Source organism: Kocuria flava (genome assembly GCF_001482365.1).
GTDB lineage: Bacteria > Actinomycetota > Actinomycetes > Actinomycetales > Micrococcaceae > Kocuria > Kocuria flava.
In genome coordinates this window covers 2,189,083-2,205,303 of sequence record NZ_CP013254.1, presented here as the reverse complement: position 1 = coordinate 2,205,303, position 16,221 = coordinate 2,189,083, and the positions used below count along the sequence as shown (strand labels likewise).

General features: G+C 73.6%; 16 protein-coding genes. 6 read left to right on the top strand and 10 right to left on the bottom strand.

Features of this window, described 5'->3' with window-relative positions; translation table 11 throughout:
* The first annotated feature begins 64 nt into the window (after positions 1–64).
* Genes AS188_RS09775 through AS188_RS09765 form a run of 3 tightly spaced genes read left to right on the top strand, consistent with a single transcriptional unit; the run spans position 65 to position 1,887 of the window.
* Positions 65–577: a DUF3099 domain-containing protein gene (locus AS188_RS09775; RefSeq protein ID WP_083529380.1), complete on the top strand. Its 513-nt coding sequence runs from the start codon at positions 65–67 to the stop codon at positions 575–577.
* 43 nt (positions 578–620) lie between these two features.
* On the top strand, positions 621–908 hold the full coding sequence (locus AS188_RS09770; RefSeq protein WP_058858689.1) for a hypothetical protein: 288 nt from the start codon (positions 621–623) through the stop codon (positions 906–908).
* Position 909: 1 nt separating this feature from the next.
* A complete protein-coding gene (locus AS188_RS09765; RefSeq protein ID WP_058858688.1) occupies positions 910–1,887 on the top strand; it encodes an SURF1 family cytochrome oxidase biogenesis protein in 978 nt (325 codons plus the stop codon).
* 172 nt (positions 1,888–2,059) lie between these two features.
* On the opposite strand, the gene mgtE is transcribed toward AS188_RS09765, so the two are convergent.
* Positions 2,060–3,394 (bottom strand): magnesium transporter, encoded by a 1,335-nt coding sequence (mgtE, locus tag AS188_RS09760; protein WP_058858687.1) that lies wholly within the window; start codon positions 3,392–3,394, stop codon positions 2,060–2,062.
* A 35-nt stretch (positions 3,395–3,429) separates the two neighbouring features.
* A complete protein-coding gene (locus AS188_RS09755; RefSeq protein ID WP_058858686.1) occupies positions 3,430–5,028 on the bottom strand; it encodes an ABC-F family ATP-binding cassette domain-containing protein in 1,599 nt (532 codons plus the stop codon).
* 227 nt (positions 5,029–5,255) lie between these two features.
* On the opposite strand from AS188_RS09755, the gene AS188_RS09750 reads away from it, so the two are divergent.
* From AS188_RS09750 to ypfJ, 3 genes are read left to right on the top strand one after another with little or no spacing between them, the layout of a single operon-like run.
* A complete protein-coding gene (locus tag AS188_RS09750) occupies positions 5,256–6,701 on the top strand; it encodes an AI-2E family transporter (RefSeq protein WP_083529379.1) in 1,446 nt (481 codons plus the stop codon).
* A 9-nt stretch (positions 6,702–6,710) separates the two neighbouring features.
* Positions 6,711–7,331, top strand: coding sequence for a biotin transporter BioY (locus AS188_RS09745; protein ID WP_058858685.1), 621 nt, complete (start codon positions 6,711–6,713; stop codon positions 7,329–7,331).
* 40 nt (positions 7,332–7,371) lie between these two features.
* The gene (ypfJ, locus tag AS188_RS09740) at positions 7,372–8,274 is read left to right on the top strand and encodes a KPN_02809 family neutral zinc metallopeptidase (protein ID WP_058858684.1); all 903 of its coding nucleotides are present in this window, start codon (positions 7,372–7,374) and stop codon (positions 8,272–8,274) included.
* Positions 8,275–8,663: 389 nt separating this feature from the next.
* Here the strand turns inward: ypfJ and AS188_RS09735 are convergent, their stop codons facing one another.
* The 8 genes from AS188_RS09735 to AS188_RS09700 form a co-directional block, all read right to left on the bottom strand.
* Positions 8,664–9,287, bottom strand: a complete 624-nt coding sequence (locus tag AS188_RS09735) for a hypothetical protein (RefSeq protein ID WP_058858683.1) — start codon at positions 9,285–9,287, stop codon at positions 8,664–8,666.
* A 260-nt stretch (positions 9,288–9,547) separates the two neighbouring features.
* Positions 9,548–10,270 carry an NYN domain-containing protein gene (locus AS188_RS09730; protein WP_058858682.1) on the bottom strand — a complete coding sequence of 241 codons (723 nt, stop codon included), beginning with the start codon at positions 10,268–10,270 and terminating at the stop codon, positions 9,548–9,550.
* Between the two features lie 50 nt (positions 10,271–10,320).
* Positions 10,321–11,112: a ZIP family metal transporter gene (locus AS188_RS09725; RefSeq protein ID WP_058858681.1), complete on the bottom strand. Its 792-nt coding sequence runs from the start codon at positions 11,110–11,112 to the stop codon at positions 10,321–10,323.
* 153 nt (positions 11,113–11,265) lie between these two features.
* On the bottom strand, positions 11,266–11,619 hold the full coding sequence (locus AS188_RS09720; protein ID WP_058858680.1) for a metal-sulfur cluster assembly factor: 354 nt from the start codon (positions 11,617–11,619) through the stop codon (positions 11,266–11,268).
* A gap of 34 nt (positions 11,620–11,653) precedes the next feature.
* Complete coding sequence (gene sufC / locus AS188_RS09715) at positions 11,654–12,415, bottom strand: Fe-S cluster assembly ATPase SufC (protein ID WP_058858679.1); 762 nt, start codon at positions 12,413–12,415, stop codon at positions 11,654–11,656.
* A gap of 42 nt (positions 12,416–12,457) precedes the next feature.
* Positions 12,458–13,813: a Fe-S cluster assembly protein SufD gene (sufD, locus tag AS188_RS09710; protein WP_373865632.1), complete on the bottom strand. Its 1,356-nt coding sequence runs from the start codon at positions 13,811–13,813 to the stop codon at positions 12,458–12,460.
* Between the two features lies 1 nt (position 13,814).
* The gene (gene sufB / locus AS188_RS09705; protein ID WP_058858678.1) at positions 13,815–15,269 is read right to left on the bottom strand and encodes a Fe-S cluster assembly protein SufB; all 1,455 of its coding nucleotides are present in this window, start codon (positions 15,267–15,269) and stop codon (positions 13,815–13,817) included.
* Complete coding sequence (locus AS188_RS09700) at positions 15,262–16,059, bottom strand: helix-turn-helix transcriptional regulator (RefSeq protein WP_058858677.1); 798 nt, start codon at positions 16,057–16,059, stop codon at positions 15,262–15,264. Before AS188_RS09700 ends, sufB begins: the two co-directional genes overlap by 8 nt.
* Between the last annotated feature and the right edge of the window lie 162 nt (positions 16,060–16,221).

Here is a 16,221-nt window from a genome sequence, read left to right as displayed (position 1 = left end):
GGCCCGGCGGGGAGCGCGATGTCGGTGCCGGGTGCGAGAATGGGGCGTCTGATTCGGGAGGGCCATGAGCAAGCGCTATCTGACCACCGGCGAGGCCGGGGGCGAGGACGTCCACTCCATCACGACGACCGCGGCACCGCACACCCAGGACATGGGCCACCGGATGAAGGTCTACGGCATCCAGATGGGGCTGCGCGTCGTGTGCCTGATCGTGTTCGTGCTCGTCGACAACCTGTGGGTGCGGGGCGTGGCGATCGCCGGGGTGGCGGTCCTGCCCTGGATGGCGGTGCTGCTGGCCAACCGCGGCGCCGACCGCTCCGCGCGCACCAGCCACTACTACGAGCCGCCCGCGGCCCCCGCGCTCACCGCCGCCCCGGAGGCGCCGCGCCCGGCACCGGCGGCGGTCGAGCAGGTCATCGAGGGCGAGTTCGTCGCCGGGCACGGCGACCCGAAGGAGCCCGCGGAGCCCGCCGCCGGAGGACCCGGCCCGGGCCGCTCCGGGCCCGGGCCGGCTCCCAGCGGGGGCCAGGGTTCCTCGGCTACTGTCGGGGACGACCGTTCCCGCGGCGCCGCCTGAGCCGCCCGCCGCGCCCGCCGCACTGTTGAGGAGCACGACCGCCGTGGAGTTCGACCTGCTGGGATCGCTGACGCCGCGGGACCGGGAGAACACCCCCGCGGGACCCGACGCCCCGCAGTGCTCGCGCAAGGGCTGCCGGGAGGCGGCCGCGTGGCGGATCCGCTGGAACAACCCGCGCGTGCACACCCCCGAGCGGCGCAAGACCTGGCTGGCCTGCCCCGACCACCGCGAGCACCTCGAGCAGTTCCTGCGCGCCCGCGGCTTCTGGAAGGACACCGTGCCCATGACCGGCCCGGACGCGGCCGGCGGGGCACCGGCGGAGAACGCCTGAGATGGGCCGCTACCGCTTCCTGCTCAGCGGCCGCTGGATCGGGTGGTTCCTGCTCGCCTGCGCCGCCGCGGCCGTCTCGGTCCACCTCGCCGGCTGGCAGATGGACCGCAACGACCACCTCACCGGCGAGAACGCCAAGATCGAGCGCAACTACGACGCCGAGCCGCTCGAGGGGTCGGCGGCCGCGGCCCCGTTCGCGCGCGCCGACCCGTCCCTGACCTGGCACCCCGTGCGGCTGACCGGACGCTACCTGCCCGAGGACCAGGTGCTCGTGCGCAACCGCCCCCAGGACGGGCGCGTGGGCTACGAGGTGCTCGTGCCCTTCCGCACCACCGGCGGCGCGACGGTCGTGCTGGACCGCGGCTGGGTGCCCACGGGCGAGGCCGCCAACGGGATGCCGGACGAGGTGCCCGCCCCGCCCGCCGGCGAGGTCGTCGTCGAGGCCCGGCTCCAGCCGGGCGAGCCCGCCGTGGACCGCGGGGCCCCGGAGGGCCAGATCGCCTCCGTGGACCTGGACGAGCTCCGGGACCGGTGGGGGTACGCGATCGGCACCGCCGCCTACGGCGAGGTCCGCTCCGAGCAGCCGTCCCCCGCCACGGCACCGGCCCCGGCCCCGGCCCCGGAGGTCGACTCGGGGCCGCACCTGTCCTACTCCCTGCAGTGGTACGCGTTCGCCGCCCTGTTCTTCGTCGCCTACGGCTGGGCGGCCCGCCAGCAGGTCCGCAACGACGAGTGGGACCGGCAGTACGCGGCCGAGGTGGAGCGACGGCTCGCGCGCTTCTACGACGAGGACGGGACCTACATCGGCGAGGGGGACGAGGAGCTGGTCCTGCGCGAGCTGGAGATGGCCGACGACATGCCCCCGCACCTCAAGCAGCTCATGCGGCCCCGGCCGCAGCGCCGGCGCTCCCGGCCCACGGCCGAGGACGAGGAGGACGCGCTGCTGGACGCGCTCGAGCGCCGGGCCGCCGGCGACTGAGCCCTGCCGCCCCGCCCGGCCGTCCCCGCCCGGGGACCCGGTCGCGGGCCTGTCGGCCGGGGGCGGCGGCCGCCGGCCTGTGCGCCGCCGCGGGGCCGGTGGTCCTGCGGGACCCGCGCTGAGCGGCCCCCGCCCGCCCGGCGGTCCCGTGCCGTGCGGGCGGGGGCGGGGCTCACAGGCCGAGCACCGCGGCGGCGACGAGGAAGTAGACGACCAGCCCGGAGGCGTCGACGAAGGTCGTGATGAACGGGTTGGAGAACACGGCGGGGTCCACCCGCAGCGCCCGCGCCAGGACGGGCATGAGCCCGCCGACGGTCGCCGCGAGCGAGCAGACCACGAGCAGGGTCAGGCCGATGACCAGTCCCACGTCCCAGCCGTAGAGCAGCCCCACGCCCACCAGCCCGGCCGTGCCCAGGCTGGCGCCCAGCAGGGCCCCGGTGCGCAGCTCGCGCAGCGCCACGCGGGCGCCGTCGCGCACCCGCACGTCGCCCAGGGCCAGGGCGCGGGTGACGGTGGTGGCGGCCTGGTTGCCGGTGTTGCCGCCGGTGCCGATGAGCAGGGGGATGAACACGCTGAGCACGACCATCTGCTCGAGGGTCGCCTCGAAGGCCTCGAGCACGCGCACCGTCAGGGTCGCCCCGACCCCCAGCACGAGCAGCCACACGATGCGGGCCCGGTAGACGGCGCGCACGGGCGTGGACAGGTAGGGCCGGCCCAGCGGCTCGGCGCCGCCGGAGCGGGCGACGTCCTCGTCCTCGGCCGCCTCCAGGACGTCGAGCGCGTCGTCGAAGGTGAAGACCCCCACGGGCCGCCGGTCCCCGTCCACGACCGGCAGGGCCACGAGCTTCTCCCGGGCGCACAGCCGGGCGGCCTCCTCCGCCGGCACGCGGGCGTCGACGGCCACGGGCTCGCGGGCGAGGGCGGCCACGGGCACGTCGTCGTCGGCGGCCAGCAGCCGGCGCAGCCCCACCACGCCGGTGAGCCGGCCGGCGGTCACGACCGGGAGCATGTAGACGGTCTCGGCCGTCTCCAGCCGCGAGCGCACCGTGTCCCGGGCCTGCGCCGCGGTCGCCGCCGCGTCGAGCACCACGAGCTCCGGGCTCATCAGCCGCCCGACGGAGCCGGAGGGGTAGCCCATGACGAGACCCGTGGCGTCCTGCTCCTGGGGCGTCAGCCCGGCCAGCAGCCGGCGGGCGACCGTGGCGGGCAGCTCGTCGAGCAGCCGGACGCGGTCGTCGGGGTCGAGGTCGTCGACGACGCCGCGGACCTCTTCCTCCTGCAGCGCCTCGAGCAGCTCCCGCTGCAGCGGGGCGTCGAGCCGGGTGAAGACCTCGAAGGCGCGCCCGCGCGGGAGCAGGCGGTAGACCACGGCCCGGTCGGCGGGCGCCAGCCGCTCCAGCAGCGCGACCTGCTCCGGCAGGGACCGGGCCAGCAGCCGGTCCCGGACCTCGTCGAGGTCCCCGCGGCGCAGCCCGGCCCGGATCCGGTCCTCCGGGGAGGCCTCCACGCGCCGCTCCTTCGCCCGACCGGGCCGCCGGGTCCTCACGCCAGCGAGATCAGGTCCTGGTACTCCTGGCTCCACAGGTCCTCCGTGCCGTCGGGCAGGATGACCACGCGCTCGGGGTCCAGGGCCTCGACCGCGCCCTCGTCGTGGGAGACGAGCACGACCGCGCCCTCGTAGGTGCGCAGCGCGTTGAGGATCTCCTGGCGGGAGGCCGGGTCCAGGTTGTTGGTGGGCTCGTCCAGGAGCAGGACGTTGGCCGAGGAGGCCACGAGGGTCGCCAGGGCCAGGCGCGTCTTCTCCCCGCCGGAGAGGACGCCGGCGGGCTTGGCGACGTCGTCGCCCTGGAAGAGGAAGGACCCGAGGATGTTGCGCACCTCGGTGTCCGCGAGGTCCGGGGCGGCGCTGCGCATGTTCTCGAGCACCGTGCGGTCGTGGTCGAGGGTGTCGTGCTCCTGGGCGAAGTAGCCGAGCTTGAGCCCGTGGCCGGGGCGGACCTCGCCGGTGTCCGGGGCGGCCTCCCCTGCGAGCATGCGCAGCAGCGTGGTCTTGCCCGCGCCGTTGAAGCCGAGGATCACCACGCGCGAGCCCTTGTCGATCGCCAGGTCGACGTCGGTGAAGATCTCCAGCGAGCCGTAGGACTTCGACAGCCCGCGGGCGGTGAGCGGGGTCTTGCCGCAGTCGGCGGGCTTGGGGAAGCGGATGGCCGCGACCCGGTCCTGCACGCGCTCGCCCTCGAGGCCCTGCATGAGCCGCTCCGCGCGCTTGATCATCTGCTGGGCCGCGACCGCCTTGGTGGCCTTGGCGCGCATCTTGTTGGCCTGCTCCATGAGGGCGGAGGCCTTCTTCTCGGCGTTGGCGTACTCGCGCTTGCGCCGGTGGGCGTCCTGCTCGCGCTGGAGCAGGTAGTTCTTCCAGCCCATGTTGTACAGGTCGATCACGCACCGGTTGGCGTCGAGGTAGAGGACCTTGTTGACGACCATCTCCATGAGCTCCACGTCGTGGGAGATCACGAGCAGCCCGCCCTGGAAGTTCTTCAGGAACTCCCGCAGCCACACCACCGAGTCGGCGTCGAGGTGGTTGGTGGGCTCGTCCAGGAGCATGATGTCGGCGTCGGAGAACAGGATCCGCGCCAGCTCCACGCGCCGGCGCTGTCCGCCGGAGAGCGTGCGCAGCGGCTGGCCGAGGATCCGCTCGGGCAGGTCGAGGTTGGAGGTGATGGTGGCGGCCTCGGACTCCGCCGCGTAGCCGCCGCCGGCGAGGAACTCGGCCTCGAGCCGGTCGTAGCGGCGCATCGCCTTCGCGCGCACGGCCTCGTCCTCGGAGGCCATGTCCTGCTCGGCCTGGCGCAGGCGGGCCACGACCCCGGCGAGGTTGCGCGCGGAGAGGATCCGGTCCCGGGCCAGCTGGTCCATGTCCTCGACCTTGGGGTCCTGCGGGAGGTAGCCGATGGTGCCGGTGCGGGTCACGGACCCGGCGGCCGGGAGGGTCTCCCCCGCCAGGACCTTGGTCATCGTGGTCTTCCCGGCGCCGTTGCGGCCGACGAGGCCGATCTTGTCCCCCCTGTCCACGCGGAAGTTCACCTCGTCCATCAGCAGCCGGGCACCGGCGCGCAGCTCGAGGTTCTGGACAGTGATCACGGTGATGAGGTCCTTCCGGACGACGGCGGGGAGGCGGGAGCCCGGGCGGGCAACCCATCCATGCTAGCCGAGGCCCGCGGATCCGCCCATGACGCGGACCACGCCCGCGAGCTGCGGCAGGGCCGCGCCGCGGCCGGTGGACACCCCTCCGACAGCCGCCTTAGGGTTGGGGCGAACGCCGTCGTGCCCGCACGCGCGCCCCCGACCGCCCTCCCCGAGGAGACCCCATGCCCACGTCCTCCCGGCCGGACCGGCCGGCCGCCCGCTCCGGCGGATCCTCCGCCGCCCCGCTGCACGCCGAGGCGGTCCTCGGGGGGCGGGCCGACCCCGGTCAGGCGGTCCCCGCCTCCAACGCGGCCGACGAGCCCGCCGGACTCCAGGAGGCCACCCGGTCGCTGGCCCCGGCCGTGAGCCCCTGGGCCGACTCCCTCGGGCGGGCCGGCTCCCGCGCCGCCCAGACCCTGCTGATCGCCGCCGTCGTGGCCGGCCTCGTGTGGGTCCTGCTGCGGATCAAGGTCGTGGTCATCGCCGCGATGGTCGCCCTGATCCTCGCCTCCGCGGTGGGGCCGGTCGTGAAGTGGCTCGAGCGCCGCGGCTGGTCCAACCTGCTGGCCACCCTCACCGCGTTCCTCGGCATCCTCCTGCTGCTGGGCGGGGTGATCACCGGGATCGTGCTCACCGTGCGCAACCAGTGGGACACCCTGGCCGCCCAGGCCGGCGAGGGCTGGTCGGAGCTGCAGCGGCTGCTGCAGTCCAGCCCCCTGCCGGTGGACACCGCGAGCGTCGACGCCGCGCTGCGCCGGGCCGGTGAGTTCGTCTCCAGCGGCAGCTTCGCGGGCAGCGCCCTCAGCGGGCTCTCCGCCGCCGCGACCTTCCTCACCGGCCTCGTGCTGATGGTCGTGATCCTGTTCTTCTTCCTCAAGGACGGGGAGAAGATGTGGAACTTCACGCTGCGCTGGTTCCGCGGCGAGCGCCGGGCCCGCCTGGCGGAGTCGGTGGACCGCGGCAGCCAGGTCCTCGGCGGCTACGTGCGCGGCACCGCGCTGGTCGCCCTGATCGACGCCGTGTTCATCGGCGCTTTCCTGATGATCGTCGGCGTGCCCCTGGCCCTGCCCCTGGCCGTGCTCGTGTTCGTCACCGCCTTCATCCCCGTCGTCGGCGCGACGGTGGCCGGGATCATCGCCGCCCTCGTCGCCCTGGTCACCAACGGCCCGGTCATCGCCCTCGCGGTGGTCGGGTGGATCATCGTGGTCAACCAGATCGAGGGCAACATCCTCCAGCCCGTCATCATGGGGCGCACGCTCAGCCTGCACGCCCTGATGGTGCTGCTGGCCCTGACCGTGGGCACCCTCGTCGGCGGGATCTTCGGGGCGATCCTCGCCGTCCCCTACACCGCCGTGGCCTGGGCCGTGATCCAGGTGTGGACGGACAGCTACCAGGTCGGCGACGACCCCGTGCTGGGCCCCGACCCCGTCAACCCCAAGGACCGGGTCGAGGCGAAGGCCACGATGGCCGAGCGCTGGAAGTACCAGCGGATGCGCTATCAGCAGGCCCTCGGCGGCCGCTTCGGGGCCACCGAGAAGGACGCCGCCCGCCAGGAGGACCCCGGGCAGGAGGCCTCCGGGGATCCCGCCGGCGGGCGGGACGCGGACACGGACGCGCGCAGGTCCTAGGCTGGGGCCATGAGCACCGACCAGCGCCGTTCCGTGACCGCCGAGGACCTCGTGAACATCGCGGTGTTCGCAGCCCTCACCGCCGCCGTCTCCGTGCTGCCCGGCCTGCCCTTCGGGGACGCCGGCGTGCCCCTGACCCTCCAGAGCCTGGCCGTGCTGCTCACCGGCCTGGTGCTGGGCGGCACCCGCGCCCTGGCCGCCGTGGGCCTCTACGTGCTCGCGGGCCTCGCCGGCGCCCCCGTCTTCGAGGGCTTCCGCGGCGGGCCCGACGTGCTCGACGGGCCGTCCGCGGGCTACGTGCTCGCGTTCCCGTTCGCCGCGGCCGCGGCCGGGTACACGGCCCAGTGGCTGATCCCCGCCCGGCGCCACGACGACGGCGGGGCCACGAGCGCGCGCTACGAGCGCACCGGCGCCTACCTGCTGCGGCTGCTGGCGGGCGCGCTCGTCGGCCTCGTGGTGCTGCACCTCGGCGGGGTCCTGGGGCTGCTGACCGCGGGCGGGCTCTCGCTGGGCGAGGCGGTCGCCGCCGACCTCGTGTTCTGGCCGGGCGACCTGCTCAAGGGCGTGCTCGCGGCGGCACTGGCCGTGGCGGTGCACAAGGTCTTCCCCCGCATCGCCGGCACCCGCTGAGCCCTCCCCGACCGTTCGTCAGACGGCTTATGCTCTCCCCATGACGTTCAGCAACGACTCCCAGCTCGACCCGGGCCGCGCGAGCGGTGGAGGAGGCCGCGGGCTCGCCGTCGGCGGCGGCCTGGGCGGCACCCTGCTCCTGCTCGTCGTCGGCCTGCTCTTCGGCCCGGACGCGGTCGAGCAGCTCACGGGCGGCACCGGGCAGGGCTCGACCACCCAGGGCTCGCCGGAGGAGGAGTTCGCGCACTGCCGCACGGGGGAGGACGCCAACCGGTACACCGACTGCCGGATGATCGCCACCGCCCAGAGCCTCGACCAGTTCTGGGAGGAGTACCTGCCCTCCACCACCGGCGAGCAGTACGTCCAGCCCGGGCTGCGGCTCTTCCAGGGCCGCACCGACACCGGTTGCGGCGCCGCGTCCTCGGCCGTGGGGCCCTTCTACTGCCCCGCCGACGAGACCGCCTACCTGGACGTCGGGTTCTTCGAGCAGCTGCAGGCGCAGTTCGGCGCCGAGGGCGGTCCGCTGGCCGAGGAGTACGTGCTGGCCCACGAGTTCGGCCACCACATCCAACACCAGATCGGCACCCTCGGCTACGCCCAGCAGGACCCGCAGGGCCCCGAGTCCGGGGCGGTGCGGGTCGAGCTGCAGGCGGACTGCCTCGCCGGCCTGTGGGCCGGGCACGCCGCCGGGGACACCTCGGGGGCGGTGGACCTGGAGGCGATCACCCCGGCCCAGCTGGGTCAGGCCCTGGACGCCGCCGAGGTGATCGGCGACGACCGGATCCAGCAGACCACCCAGGGGCGGGTCACCCCCGAGGCCTTCACCCACGGCACCTCCCGCCAGCGCCAGGTGTGGTTCTACACCGGCTACGAGACCGGCGACCTCAACCGCTGCGACACCTTCCGTGCCGCGGACCTGGACAACCCGGCTGCGGCCTTCTGACCCCGCCGGCCCCGCCCGGCGACGCCGACTCCCCACCGAGCCCACCGGCGACGTCGAGTCCCCACATCAGCCGCGCCGCCCACGCCGAGTCCCCACATCAGCCACGCCGCCCACGCCGAGTCCCCACATCAGCCACGCCGCCCACGCCGAGTCCCCCACCCCGCACCACCACAAACGTCGAGTCCCCTCTGTCGCGGCATTTCCCCCGTTGCGCAACGGGGGAAATGCCGCGACAGAGGGGACTCGGCGGACGGTCAGGCGTGCCGGGGCCGCGCAGGTCGGGGTGGCCGTGGTGGTTGCGCCCCATTCGCGTGCGCCTCGGGCCGGGCGTGCGCCGGCCGCCACCGCGAGGTCGTCCCGTGGCGGCCGGCAGGTGAACGAGCAGGGCGTCAGGTGCGCGGACGGTCGGCGCCGCCCGGCCCGCCGTTCTCCTCCCAGGGAGCGGCGTCCCCGCCCCCGGCGTGGTCGTCGGTGCGCTCCCGGAGCCCGTCCACCGGCCCGCGGGAGTCGTCGGCGCGGTCCCCGGCCGTGCGGTCGGAGCCGTCCCGCAACCGGTCCGCGGGGCCGTCCTGGTCCGCGGCGCTGCCGTGGCGGTCGTTCTCCGTTCCCGCCCGCCCGGCGAAGGCGGCCCCGGCGGTCGCGGCGCCCCGGCCGCCCGCGCCGTCGCGGTCGTGGTGGTCCGGTGCGAGCTCGTCGGCCTCGCGCCGGTGGGACTCGGCCCGGCCGCGCACCTGCTGGGCCTCCTCGGCGCGGCGCCGGGCGTCCTGGGCCAGCCGGTCGGCCTCGACCCGGGCCTTCTCCGCCTCCGCCTGGGCCGCCGAGGCGTCGGCCTCCTGCTCGCGGGCGCGCAGCTCCTCCTCCTCGCCGCGGCGGCGCAGCTCGGCGGCGCGCTGCTGGTTCTCCCGCTCCCGGGCGCGCTCGCGCTCCTTGCGCTTGCGGCCGGAGGCGAGCGCCAGTCCGACCACGATCGCCAGCACGACGACCGCCAGCACGATCCACATCCACGGTTCCATCTCGGGACTCCTCCTCGGTCGAGCCGCTCCGGCGCCGCCGGACGGTGCTCCGTCCGGTCCGGGCGCCTGCACCCTGGGGACTCCGGTGCTGGTGCCGAGTCTAGGGCCCGGTGTGTGCCCGAGCACAGGATGCCGGCGGCCGGGGGCGGCGGAGCGGGTGTGCGACGGACCGGCCGGGGACCGGGGGGGGAGCCCCGCCCCGCGACAAGCCCGCGCCGGAGGTACTCCGAAACCCGGCCCGGAGCGGAGGCCGGCGGCGCTCAGCTGCGGCGGGGGTCGCGCACCTGCACGGCCACGTTGTCCCGGCGGACCTCGAAGAGCCCGGTGGCCTCGATGAGGTCGCTGAGCTTGCGGTAGCCGTAGTTGCGGGAGTCGAAGGAGGCCTGGTTGCCGATCTGCTGGCCCACGGCGCCGAGGTGGGCCCAGCCGTCGTCGCCGCTGGCGGCGTCGACCGCGCTGCGCAGCATCCGGACCAGCCGGGAGTCCCGGCGCAGCGTCTGCTGCGGGGTGGGGCCCGTCGTCTCGCCCGGGGACTCCTCGGCGGGCTCGCCGAGGCTCTCGACGTAGGTGAACTGCGAGCACGCGTTGATGAACGGCTCCGGGGTCTGGCGCTGGCCGAAGCCGTAGACCTTGTGCCCGTCGGTGAGGATCCGCATGACCAGCGGGGTGAAGTCGGCGTCGCTGGAGACGATCGCGAAGCCGTCCACCGAGCCGGCGTAGAGCAGGTCCATCGCGTCGATGACCATGGCCATGTCGGAGGCATTCTTGCCGGTGCTGTAGGCGAACTGCTGGATGGGCCGGATCGCGTAGGCGTGCAGCACCGCCTCCCACTGCTGCAGGTGGGGGCTCTTCCAGTTGCCGTAGGCCCGCCGGACGTTCGCCGCGCCGTGGCGGGCGACCTCCGCGAGGATGACGTCGATCTTCGAGGCCGGGGCGTTGTCGGCGTCGATGAGCAGGGCGATGCGCTTCTCGTCGGTGTTCACTTCCCGAGCATGCCGCCCCGACGGGCGGGACGCAACCGGGGACGGAGGGCTCAGGCCAGGGACAGGGCGAAGGAGAGCACGAAGCCGGCGGCGGTGCTCAGCGCGACCGCCGGCCCGCCGTGCTCGTAGGCCTCGGGCATCAGGGTGTCGGCCAGGGACGCGATGACCGCGCCGGCGGCGAAGGCCAGCGGCAGGGAGATCGTCTCGGGGGCGCTGCCGGCGAGCGGCCCGGCGCCCAGCAGCACGGCGCCGACGAGCAGGACCCCGCAGACGGCCCACAGTCCCACCGCCCTGCCGGCGGACATCCCCTGCTCGCGCATCGAGGAGGCCCCCACGAGGGACTCGGGCAGGTTGGAGACGAAGATCGCCGCGAGCAGCGCCAGCCCGCCGGTGCCCTCGCTGAGGGCGACGCCCAGGGCCACGTTCTCCGGCACGCCGTCCAGGGTCACCGCGGCGAGCAGGGCCGGGCCCGCCGCTCCCCCGGTGGACGCCGCCGTGGGGCTCGTCCCCTCCGCCGCGGCGTCGGTGTCCAGCTTCACGCTGCCCTGCTCCTTCTCGACCTCCCTCGACCGGGACCCCGGAGCGGCCCAGCGGTCCAGGAGCGCGCTGAGCGCGGTGAAGACCACGGCCCCCGCGAAGAGGCCGAGCACGGCCGGCCGGATCCCGCCCTTCTCGTAGGCGTCCTCGAACAGCTCGAAGGTCAGGGCCGTGATGAGCGCACCGGCGGCGAACGAGAGCAGGATCGCCAGGACCCGCTTGGGAAGGGTGAAGCGCACGCCGATCAGGGCGCCGACCACCAGGGGGCTGGAGGCGACGAGCCCGAAGATCAGGGCACTTCCCATGCCGGGAGTGTAGGACCTGCGGCAGCCGGCGCGCACGGATGACGCCGTCGGACCCGGACGGACGCGCCGGGACCGGCGCGGGCGGGAGGACGACGACGGCGCCCGCCCCCACCGCTGCGGGTGGGCACGGGCGCCGTCGGCGCGGGAGGGGACTCAGATGTTGAAGCCCAGGGCCCGCATCTGGTCGCGGCCGTCCTCGGTGATCCGCTCGGGACCCCACGGCGGCATCCAGACCCAGTTCACGCGCCACTCGTCCACCAGCGGGTCGAGGTTCTGCGCGCACTGCTCCTCGATGACGTCCTGCAGCGGGCAGGCGGCGGTGGTGAGGGTCATGTCCAGGACCAGGGCGCCGTCCTCGGCCCACTCGTGGCCGTAGAGCAGCCCGAGGTCCACGATGTTCACGCCGAGCTCGGGGTCGATGACGTTCTTGAGCGCCTCCTCGACCTCCTCCGCGGGGAGCTGGCCGGCGGGCGCCTGGACGGCGTTCTCGGCAGGGGTGTCGGCCATGGCTGGCCTCCTTTCGGGCGGGTGCGGGTGAGGACTACTGGGCGGCGGCCAGGTAGCGGTCGTAGCCCTCGTCCTCGAGCCGGTCGGCGAGCTCGGGCCCGCCCTCGTCGACCACGCGGCCGTCGGCGAACACGTGCACGAACTGCGGCTTGATGTAGCGCAGGATGCGGGTGTAGTGGGTGATCAGCATGATGCCCGTGTCGTTGGTCTCGAGGGCGCGGTTGACGCCCTCGGAGACGACCTTGAGGGCGTCGACGTCGAGACCGGAGTCGGTCTCGTCCAGCAGCGCGATCTTCGGCTTGAGCAGCTCGAGCTGGAGGATCTCGTGGCGCTTCTTCTCACCGCCGGAGAAGCCCTCGTTGACGTTGCGCTGGATCATCTCGGGGGCGATCTTCAGCTGCTCCATGGCCGCCTTGACGTCCTTGGTCCAGGTGCGCAGCGAGGGGGCCTCGCCGTCGATCGCGGTCTTGGCGGTGCGCAGGAAGTTGGAGGTCGTCACGCCGGGGATCTCCACCGGGTACTGCATGGCGAGGAAGAGCCCGGCGCGGGCCCGCTCGTCCACGGACATCTCCAGGACGTCCTCGCCGTCCAGGAGGACCTGGCCGGAGTCGACGACGAACTTGGGGTGCCCGGCGATGGTGGAGGCCAGGGTGGACTTGCCGGAGCCGTTGGGTCCCATGATCGCGTGGACCTCACCGGACTTGATGGTCAGGTTCACGCCCTTGAGGATCGGCTTGGTGGTCTCGTCGTCGAGCACGACGGACGCGTGCAGGTCCTTGATCTCGAGAGTTGCCATGGATGGTTCTCCTGTGGTCGAAAAAGTCTGGGGTGGGAGGGGTCAGTGGTCGGCGGCGGCGAGCTCGTCCTCGACGGCCCCGCGCAGCCGCTCCTCGATGTCCTCCACGCCGATCTGCTGGAGGATCTCGAAGAGGAAGCCGCGGACCACGAGCCGGCGCGCCTCGTCCTCGGGGATGCCCCGGGACATGAGGTAGTACAGGTGCTCGTCGTCCAGCTGCCCCGTGGTGGAGGCGTGGCCGGCGCCGGCGATCAGGCCGGTCTCGATCTCGAGGTTGGGCACCGAGTCCATGCGGGGCCCGTCGCCGAGGATGAGGTTGCGGTTGAGCTCGTAGGTGTCGGTGCCCTCCGCGGCCGCGCGGATGAGGACGTCGCCGACCCACACGCCGTGGGCGTTCTCGCCCTGCAGCGCGGACTTGTAGGTCACCCGCGAGGTGCAGTGCGGCTGTGCGTGGTCCACGAGCAGCCGGGACTCGAGGTGCTGGCCGGCGTCCACGAAGGTCAGCCCGTACATCTCCACCGAGGCGCCGGGGGCGTCGAAGCGGGTGGACGGGGTGACGCGCACGAGGTCGCCGCCGAGGGAGACGAGCACGTGCTTGAAGTGGGCGCCGCGGCCCAGGCGGGCGTGCTGCGCGGAGGCGTGCACGGCGTCGTCGTCCCACTCCTGGAGGGTCACGACGGTGAGGTTCGCGGAGTCGGCGACCCGGAACTCGACGTTCTGCGAGAGCACGGCGGAGCCGTGGTGGCGCAGGACCACGAGGGCCTTGGAGAAGGGCTGGGCGTCGATGACGAGGTGCTGGGCGGCGGCGCCGTCCCCGGCCCCCTCGACGTCGACGAGCACGGGGCCCTCCAGCTCGGCCTCGCGGGGCACGGTCACGACCGTGGCCTCGCGGAAGCTGCTCCAGGCGTTGGCGGCCAGCCGGTCCTCGGGGATGCCCGCGGAGCCGATGCGGGCGTCGTCGCGGCCGACGGTCTCCGTGCGCACGGCCGCGGGGGCCTCGACGCGCACGGCCGGGGCGGGCCCGGTCAGCTCGTCGGTGTGCAGCCCGCGCAGGCGCTTGAGCGGGGTGAACCGGAAGTCCTCCTCCTTGCCGGTCAGCGGTGCGAAGTCGGCGACGGCGTAGGACGCGAAGCGCTCGCCGCGGGAGGCCGCGGGGGCCTCGCGCCTGGTCTGGCCCGTGCGCTCGTCCTGGTCGGCGAGCTTCTCGCCCTCCTGGTCCATCCCGGGGATGGCCACGCGGCGGTCGCCGGTGGGCACCCCGCCCACGCTCTCGCCCAGGGCGTCCTTGGCCTTCTCGGTCACGGTCCCGGCGAGGCCGGCGGCCTTCTCGGCGACCGCGGTCGCCGCGGAGGTCGCGGCCTCGGCCGCGTCGCGCATCGTTTCGTTCAGCTTCGACATGTCAGCCAACGGATCCTTCCATCTGCAGTTCGATGAGGCGGTTCAGTTCCAGCGCGTACTCCATGGGCAGCTCGCGGGCGATCGGCTCGACGAAGCCGCGCACGATCATCGCCATCGCCTCGTCCTCGGCCAGGCCGCGCTGCATGAGGTAGAACAGCTGCTCCTCGGACACGCGCGAGACGGTCGCCTCGTGGCCCATCGACACGTCGTCCTCGCGGATGTCGACGTAGGGGTAGGTGTCGGAGCGGGAGATCGTGTCCACCAGCAGGGCGTCGCAGACCACGTTGGACTTCGCGTTCTTCGCGCCCTCGCGCACCTGCACGAGACCGCGGTACGCGGAGCGCCCGCCGTTGCGGGCCACGGACTTCGAGACGATCGACGACGACGTGTTCGGCGCGATGTGCACCATCTTCGAGCCGGTGTCCTGGTGCTGGCCCTCGCCGGCGAAGGCGATCGAGAGGGTCTCGCCGCGGGCGTGCTCGCCGGTCATGTAGACGGCCGGGTACTTCTGGGTGACCTTCGAGCCGATGTTGCCGTCGATCCACTCCATGGTGGCGCCCTCGTGGGCGATCGCGCGCTTGGTGACGAGGTTGTACACGTTGTTCGACCAGTTCTGGATGGTCGTGTAGCGCACGCGGGCGTTCTTCTTGACGATGATCTCGACGACGGCGGAGTGCAGCGAGTCGGTCTTGTAGATCGGCGCGGTGCAGCCCTCGATGTAGTGGACGTAGGAGTCCTCGTCGGCGATGATCAGCGTCCGCTCGAACTGGCCCATGTTCTCGGTGTTGATCCGGAAGTAGGCCTGCAGCGGGATCTCGACGTGCACGCCCTTGGGGACGTAGACGAAGGAGCCACCGGACCACACGGCGGTGTTCAGCGCGGCGAACTTGTTGTCGCCCACGGGGATGACCGTGCCGAAGTACTCCTCGAAGAACTCCGGGTGCTCCTTGAGGGCGGTGTCGGTGTCCATGAAGATCACGCCCTGGGCCTCGAGGTCCTCGCGGATCTGGTGGTAGACGACCTCGGACTCGTACTGGGCGGCGACGCCGGCGACCAGGCGGCCGCGCTCGGCCTCGGGGATGCCGAGCTTCTCGTAGGTGTTGCGGATGTCCTCCGGCAGGTCCTCCCAGGTCTGGGCCTGCTTCTCGGTGGAGCGCACGAAGTACTTGATGTTGTCGAAGTCGATCCCGGACAGGTCCGCGCCCCAGGTGGGCATGGGCTTGCGCTCGAAGAACTTCAGGGCCTTCAGGCGCAGCTTCGTCATCCACTCCGGCTCGCTCTTCTTCGCGGAGATGTCCTTGACGACGTCCTCGTTGATGCCGCGGCGGGCGGTGGCGCCGGCGGTGTCGGTGTCGGCCCAGCCGTACTCGTAGGTGCCGATGCCCTCGAGCTCCGGGTTCTTCTCCAGGATGTCGGTGATGACGGTGTCGTTGCCGCGGGCGATCTGTTCAGTCATGACGGCCTTCCTTGCTGGTGTGGTCCGTGGTCTGGTCTGCGGGTGTCGGGGGCGCCGCCCCGGCGGCGGGCCGGGGAGCGGGCCGGGCGAGGGGCACGTGGGTCGTGCACACGTGCGCGCCGGCGGCCTGGGTGGAGAGCCGGCGCACGTCGGTGCCGAGCAGCCGGGCGATCAGGTCGGTCTCGAGCTCGCAGAACTGCGGGTAGCGGGCGGCGAGCTCGCGGACCGGGCAGTGGCCCTGGCACAGCTGGGCGGAGACGATGGTGCGCCGCTCCCCCTGCCCCACGGCCACCTCGTTGGTGGAGGCGGCGAAGCCGTCCTCGCTCAGCAGCTGCACGAGCACGGGCAGGCGCTCGGCGACCTCGTCCCCGGCGGCCTCCACGCGGGGCCGGTAGGCGGCCTCGAGCCGGTCCACGCGCTCCTGGACGAAGGCGCGCACGGCCTCGGGCCCGGCGACGCGGCGGATCGACTCGAGGGCGTCGGTGGCGATCTCGAGGTAGTCGTCGCCCAGCTTCGCGTGGCCCTCGGGGGCGACGACGTAGCGGCGGGCGGGCCGGCCGGCGCCGCCGGTGCGGCGGCGGACCATGGTCACCTCGATGTAGTGCTGCTGCTCGAGGGCGTCCAGGTGCCGGCGGACCGCGGCGGGGGTCAGCTCGAGCATCTCCCCGAGGTCGGCCGCCGAGACCGGCCCGTGCTCCAGCACCGCGCCGAGCACGCGCGAGCGGGTGTTCTCCTCCTCCGCGCGGGGCCCGGAGCGGCCGGGGCTCCGGACGTCCGTGGAGTGGGTCATGGTCGAACCGTGTCTTCCTTGCTCGGGGGTGGTCGCGGGGCCGCGGGCGGCCGGCGACGGTGCGGCACCACAGGGTGCTCAATACACAACCAGATCATGTCGTAATTTCTTCCGGCCCCGCCAGTAAGCCGCACCTAAGCGGTCCCGGGGCGGAAATTCCGA

Bases quoted from the DNA above. Each gene is read 5' to 3' on its own strand.
- AS188_RS09775 (WP_083529380.1), top strand. From the start codon at position 65: ATGAGCAAGCGCTATCTGACCACCGGCGAGGCCGGGGGCGAGGACGTC.
- AS188_RS09765 (WP_058858688.1), top strand. From the start codon at position 910: ATGGGCCGCTACCGCTTCCTGCTCAGCGGCCGCTGGATCGGGTGGTTC.
- AS188_RS09750 (WP_083529379.1), top strand. From the start codon at position 5,256: ATGCCCACGTCCTCCCGGCCGGACCGGCCGGCCGCCCGCTCCGGCGGA.
- AS188_RS09745 (WP_058858685.1), top strand. From the start codon at position 6,711: ATGAGCACCGACCAGCGCCGTTCCGTGACCGCCGAGGACCTCGTGAAC.
- ypfJ (WP_058858684.1), top strand. From the start codon at position 7,372: ATGACGTTCAGCAACGACTCCCAGCTCGACCCGGGCCGCGCGAGCGGT.
- AS188_RS09735 (WP_058858683.1), bottom strand. From the start codon at position 9,287: ATGGAACCGTGGATGTGGATCGTGCTGGCGGTCGTCGTGCTGGCGATC.
- AS188_RS09725 (WP_058858681.1), bottom strand. From the start codon at position 11,112: ATGGGAAGTGCCCTGATCTTCGGGCTCGTCGCCTCCAGCCCCCTGGTG.
- AS188_RS09720 (WP_058858680.1), bottom strand. From the start codon at position 11,619: ATGGCCGACACCCCTGCCGAGAACGCCGTCCAGGCGCCCGCCGGCCAG.
- sufC (WP_058858679.1), bottom strand. From the start codon at position 12,415: ATGGCAACTCTCGAGATCAAGGACCTGCACGCGTCCGTCGTGCTCGAC.
- sufD (WP_373865632.1), bottom strand. From the start codon at position 13,813: ATGTCGAAGCTGAACGAAACGATGCGCGACGCGGCCGAGGCCGCGACC.
- sufB (WP_058858678.1), bottom strand. From the start codon at position 15,269: ATGACTGAACAGATCGCCCGCGGCAACGACACCGTCATCACCGACATC.
- AS188_RS09700 (WP_058858677.1), bottom strand. From the start codon at position 16,059: ATGACCCACTCCACGGACGTCCGGAGCCCCGGCCGCTCCGGGCCCCGC.